This is a genomic window from Aurantibacter aestuarii (genome assembly GCF_003008425.1).
In the GTDB taxonomy this organism is placed as follows: Bacteria; Bacteroidota; Bacteroidia; order Flavobacteriales; family Flavobacteriaceae; genus Aurantibacter; species Aurantibacter aestuarii.
Window position 1 is genome coordinate 80524 of record NZ_PXOQ01000019.1, and the last position, 6412, is coordinate 86935.

2 protein-coding genes are annotated in these 6412 nt (G+C 34.9%); one reads left to right on the forward strand and one right to left on the reverse strand.

What is annotated here, in order from left to right; genetic code table 11:
• Positions 1-76 precede the first annotated feature (76 nt).
• Complete coding sequence (locus tag C7H52_RS13320; RefSeq protein ID WP_106464396.1) at positions 77-1666, reverse strand: peptide chain release factor 3; 1590 nt, start codon at positions 1664-1666, stop codon at positions 77-79.
• Positions 1667-1913: 247 nt separating this feature from the next.
• Between C7H52_RS13320 and C7H52_RS13325 the strand changes: the two genes are divergently transcribed.
• Positions 1914-6412 (forward strand): beta strand repeat-containing protein (locus C7H52_RS13325; RefSeq protein WP_394336023.1); only part of this gene is annotated, 4499 nt, incomplete at its 3' end.

Here is a 6412-nt window from a genome sequence, read left to right on the forward strand (position 1 = left end):
ATTAAAAAATAATTTACTTGCAATTATTCTATTAAGAATATAAAATACTCTTAGAAGGCTTTAAAATAAGTTTTTGCTATTTATATTCAGAAATAAAATGAAATTTTATACTAGGGTATTTTTGCTGCGTCATTTGTAATGAAAATTGAGAATCGGCTAAAAATACCAATTGATTTTGTTTGTCTTTAGCTAAATAGCGTTGCTTCACTTGTAAAAACTCTTTATATTCACTGTTTTTTCTATCTGTAGGTTCAACCCAACAAGCTTTATATACATTTAAATTCTCATAACTACATTTTGCACCATATTCATGCTCTAATCGGTATTGAATCACTTCAAACTGTAAGGCTCCAACGGTACCAATAACTTTTCTTCCATTCAACTCTAAAGTAAATAATTGTGCAACTCCTTCATCCATTAGTTGGTCAATTCCTTTATATAACTGCTTGGATTTTAAAGGATCTGCGTTATTAATATATCTAAAATGTTCTGGTGAAAAACTTGGTATTCCTTTATAGTTAAGCACTTCACCTTCCGTTAAAGTATCACCAATTTTAAAAGTTCCAGTGTCCTGTAAACCTACGATATCACCTGGATATGAGATATCTACAATTTCTTTCTTTTCAGCAAAAAAAGCATTAGGACTAGAAAACTTCACTTTTTTATTATGTCTTACATGCAGGTAAGGTGCATTTCGTTTGAATGTTCCAGATACAATTTTTATAAAAGCCAAACGGTTTCTATGGTTGGGATCCATATTGGCATGTATTTTAAAAACAAAACCAGAAAAGTCATTTTCATCAGGTTTTACAATGCGTTCTTCACTTTGCTTAGGTCTTGGTTTTGGAGCAATTTCAATAAAGCAATCTAAAAGTTCTCTTACACCAAAGTTATTTAAAGCAGATCCAAAAAATACTGGTTGTAAATCACCATTTAAATAACTTTCTCGATCAAATTGTGGATAGATACCTTCTACTAATTCAACTTCTTCACGTAGTTCTTTAGCTGCCTTTTCACCAATTAATCCATCTAATTTATTATCCGATAAATCGTCTATTTTAATAGTGTCTTCAATGTTTTTTCTACTATCACCACTAAATAAGTTTATATTTTTCTCCCAAATATTATAGATGCCTTTAAATTCATAACCCATACCAATAGGGAAACTTAGTGGGCATACTTTAAGGTGTAGTTTTTGTTCAATTTCGTCTAGTAATTCAAAAGCATCTTTACCTTCACGATCCATTTTATTAATAAAAATCTGCATCGGGATGTTACGCATTCTGCATACTTCAACAAGTTTTTCGGTTTGCTCTTCTACACCTTTAGCAACGTCAATAACAACAATAACGCTATCTACAGCAGTTAAAGTTCTGTAAGTATCTTCAGCAAAATCCTTGTGTCCCGGAGTATCTAAAATATTTATTTTAATTCCGTTATACTCAAAAGCCAATACAGAGGTTGCGACCGAGATACCTCTTTGTCTTTCAATTTCCATAAAGTCACTAGTAGCCCCTTTTTTTATCTTATTACTTTTTACAGCACCTGCTTCTTGAATGGCACCACCAAATAAAAGTAATTTCTCTGTTAATGTAGTCTTTCCAGCATCTGGGTGAGAGATAATTCCAAACGTTCTTCTACGGTTTATTTCTTTTTGAAATGACATGTATATATTGCTTTTGTGCAAATATAAGTGTATTAAATAAAATATATATAGATGCTAAAACCAAATAATCCGTTATTAGGTGTTATTATTTTATCTCAATCTTAGAAAATGTAAAATTGTATTTTGTCTATTTTTTATGCATTTAGTCTAATAAAATTGCTAATCCAAAAAAATGCAACAAAAAAAAATAGATTTTTTTAATTTTACTTATTAATCTTATTAACAGACATTTTCACAATCGTTATATATGAGAAATTTTACCTTTTCAAATAAATCAAATTTGTCATTAAGTATTATATTACTTTTGGCATGTTTTGTTTTATCGATTTCAAATACTGAAGCACAAAATATAGCCGCAACAGACGGTGGAGTACCATGTTGGAGTTGTGTACCTCCAGGCTGGGCGACTTCTGCAGGTACACCTGATATTTCAAATAGGTTTAATGGAGCTGTAAATAATGGAGTTAATGCAGGTAGTGGAGCCTCATGGAATATTCCTGGAGGTCAATTACCATTACCTCCAAATAATCATCAAGACTGGATATCTTTACGTGATTTAGGTCCTGCGTTTACTGAAGAAAATGTGGAGCATACAATTACCGGTTTAGTAGCTGGACGTACTTATGAAGTAATACTTTATTCATTAACAGCGGTTACTAATCAAGATGGTTTTAATACTGATTATTATGCGGGTACTCCTATAGATAGATTTAGATATGAGATACAAGGTGTTTCTAATACCATAACTTCTGTAACTCAAAATACATGGGATACTACAAGAGTTAGATTTACAGCAACAAACAATACAGCATTAATAGGTCTTTTTCCCGATACAAATGGAGCTGGTAATGGTGGAGGTAGAATTGGGTATGAAACGATTCAAATATCAATTACTTTAAATGCTATAAATACAGCACCAGTTGCAGATAATAATAGCGCAACAACAACTCAAAACGTACCTGTATCTTTTAATGTTGTAAGTACAGATACAGATGCAGAAGATGGTTCGGTTCAAGCTAATACGGTAGATTTAGATCCTGCAACTCCTGGTATTCAAACTACATTTGTAGTTGCTGGACAAGGAACTTGGATAGTAAATGCCTTAGGAGTAGTAACTTTTACTCCAGTACCGGCATTTACAGGCGTAACTACCCCTGTTAATTATACAGTACAAGATAATTATACCCAAGATGGATTAAGTCTTCCCGCGACCTCAAATATTGCAAGTTTAGTTGTTAATGTTTCTGCCGATACAGATAACGATGGGATTGCAGATAGTGATGATTTAGATGATGATAATGATGGGATTTTAGATTCAAATGAACAAAATTGTTCATCTGGTTTTGTAGATCTTGGTCAAACTTTTGCAGATAATACTTCTAACCCAGGTACAGTAAATAATGTCTATGTATATAGCGGTGCTTCAGCTAGTTTTGGTTATAGTCTCTCTGGAACAGCAACCTGGAATTCTGGAGTTGCTTCTGCTGGTCCAACTGCTGGTGTTACAGGAAATTATATTAATGTTCAGTCTAATAATACAAATTTTCCTAATGGAGATATTTCTACTTACACATTAACATTTTCTCAACCAGTGTTTAATTTGCGATTCAAATTTGGTGGATTAGATAATCAAGATAGAGCAGATTTTTCTGCCACTAATGGTGCTTTAAATGTACCTGTTTCTATTACAGATATTAATCTTGGAGCTAATGGTACGTTTACAGGACAATCAGTTGTAAGTGCTGCTGGTGGAGCAAATGCGCCATCTAATGCTGTTCAGGCTTCAATAAATGGCCCTGTAACATCTGTAACTATAAGAACAGGAAAGAATAATGGAAATGCAGGTAATGTAACATTGCAATTATATGAATTAATTTATTGCTTAAGTTTAGACACTGATGGAGATGGAGTTGCTAACCATTTAGATACAGACAGTGATAATGATGGCTGTTCCGATGCCAACGAAGCATATAATAGCTCTACAGCTGATACTAATGGAGACGGTACCTTCGGAGGAGTTATTGGCTTTGGACAAGTAGATGCAAACGGTCAGGTTGTAGGTGCAGGCTACTCAGGAACTAATAGTAATGTAACAACTGCAACTCAAATTAATATAACAGCTCAACCTACTACTAATACGGTATTTACTCCAAATACTCCTGCAGTGGTGTCAATTTCGGCAGCTGCAAATACACAAAGCACAACAACATATACAACTCCAGGTGTGCCAGATTATTCTGGTTCTCCAATAGTTACAACAGGTATTACCTACCAGTGGCAGGTATCTACAGACGGAGGTACAACATATACAAATATTACTAACGGAGGCACGGCGCCAGTATATTCTGGAGCAACAACAAACACCTTAGGTTTAAGTAATATTCCAGAATCTTTTGATGGGTATGATTACCAGTTAATAATAACTAGTACAGCAAATGTTTGTGGTGCTACCACAACATCTTCTAATTTAGTAGCCTTATTAGACTCAGATAATGATGGGGTTGCAGATATTAATGATATCGATGATGATAATGATGGTATTTTAGATACGGTAGAATCTGGTGGAGTAGATCCTTCAGCAGATGCAGATAATGATGGAGTACCTAATTATCAAGATGCGAATTTTTGTACGTTAAACGGTTTTGGAATATGTACAAATTTAGACCCAGATAATGATGGTGTCCCAAACCACCTAGATTTAGATGCAGATGGAGATGGTATTCCAGATAATAATGAGGCGCAAACTACTCAAGGTTACATAGTACCACAAGTAGATGGTATGGGTAACACAGTAGTGTTAGCAAATGGTTTACCAGCTAATTATTCTTTTAGTGGAGGTACAGTTCTTGGGTTTAATCCTGTAAATACGGATAGTGTTGATACTCCAGACTATTTAGATTTAGACTCAGATAATGATGGAGCGTCAGATACACAAGAAGCATTTGGGGTAGCAACATTACCAAATGTCGATTCAGACGGAGATGGCTTAGTAGATGCTATAGATACAACAGATACTGCTCTTGCTAATGGTAATCCAAATTATAACGATGCCAATGGTACAGTAAATAATACAAATTCTTTACCTGATTCAGATAATGATTTAGGTGCTGGTGGAAACGTAGATTTTAGAGATCCATCAACACCAGGTAATAATGATGGTGATACAGTTTCAGATTATTTTGATGATGATGATGATAATGATGGTTTATTAGACGTGACTGAAGGTTACCAGTTTTTCCCGAGTACAAACCCAGCGTTATGTACAGGATCTAGTTACGCATTTAGTACAGTAGCCGCAAATACTAATACGGGTGCTGTTGGAGATGTTTACAGATTTACAAACGTTGCTGCAGGCTTAGATGCCTTAGTTCGTGTTGAATCAAAATCACCTAATGTAACTGTAGTTAATATTAATAATGTCACGTTTGGTAACCCTAATGCATTTCAACCAAGAATCCGCTATGCAACTAATAATACAGGAGATAGAACAATAAGCTTTAGAATAACTTTTGTTCAAGCAGGAACAACTACTCCGGTTATCGTGCCAAATGTTGGAGGATTTTTCCAAGATGTGGATGGTGAATCATTCGATAGAGAATTTTACAGAGTAAATAATATTGTTGGATATTCTTTAAATAACCCAACAAATATTATTGCTTCAAATTTAGGGGGTGGTGTAACTCAGTTTATTGCCGACGGAACAGGTTCCATTGTAAATGGAGCAGATCCAATTAACTTAAGTGATACACATCGAGTGTTCTTCCAAAAGCAAGATGTAAATAATTTAGTATTTACAATTGGTATTCAAAAAGGAACAACCGCACAAATTGATAGATATTATTCCTTGCTTTTTGATGAGTGTCAACTAGCTAATTTTCCAGATTCAAATCATGTATTCTTAAATGCTCCAAATTTAGATGGAGATGCTTTACCAGATTATTTAGACCCAGATTCAGATAATGATGGTTGTGTAGATGCTATTGAAGCGGGACATACAGATCCAGATGGAGATGGTGTTTTAGGAAATAGTCCAGTTACTGTTAACCCATTCGGTTTAGTAACAGGTCAAGGTGGTTACACAGGAACCAATGCCAATGTGTTAACAGCAACATCAGTAGCAATAGCAACTCAACCTACAGATCAACCTGCAAACGTAGGAGGGTCAGCAACATTTACTGTGGTGGCAAATGCTTTTAATACCACAACATTTAATACCGGAGTGCCTAATTATTCAGTGCCACCAGCGACTAATGTTAGTGGGTCAAATGTTTACCAGTGGCAGGAAAGTACAGATAATGGTACAACTTGGACTAACATTACAAATGGTGGTTTGTTACCAACATATTCTGGAGCAACAACCGCAGCTTTAACATTAAGTAATATTCCCATAAATTATCAAGGTTATGATTATAGAGTATTAATTAGTAACCCAAATAATGTTTGTGTTGCATTAACATCTAATGATGCTGAATTAATAATTTTAACAGGAACAATCACCGGAACAGTTTATAATGATGCGAATGGAAATGGCACTCAAGATGGCGCAGAAACAGGTTATGGCACAGCCGTAACGGTATATGCAGATACGAATGGTAATGGTATGTTTGATGCAGGTGAGCCAACAGCAACCACAGCAGCAGATGGGACTTACACTATAAGTGGAGTACCAGCAGGATCCGTAGATGTTTATGTAGACACAACGACATTACCAACAGGATCAACCCAAACAGAAGGCACGAATCCAAC

Excerpts from the sequence above, each read along its gene's own strand:
- C7H52_RS13320 (WP_106464396.1), bottom strand. The coding sequence starts at position 1,666 with ATGTCATTTCAAAAAGAAATAAACCGTAGAAGAACGTTTGGAATTATC.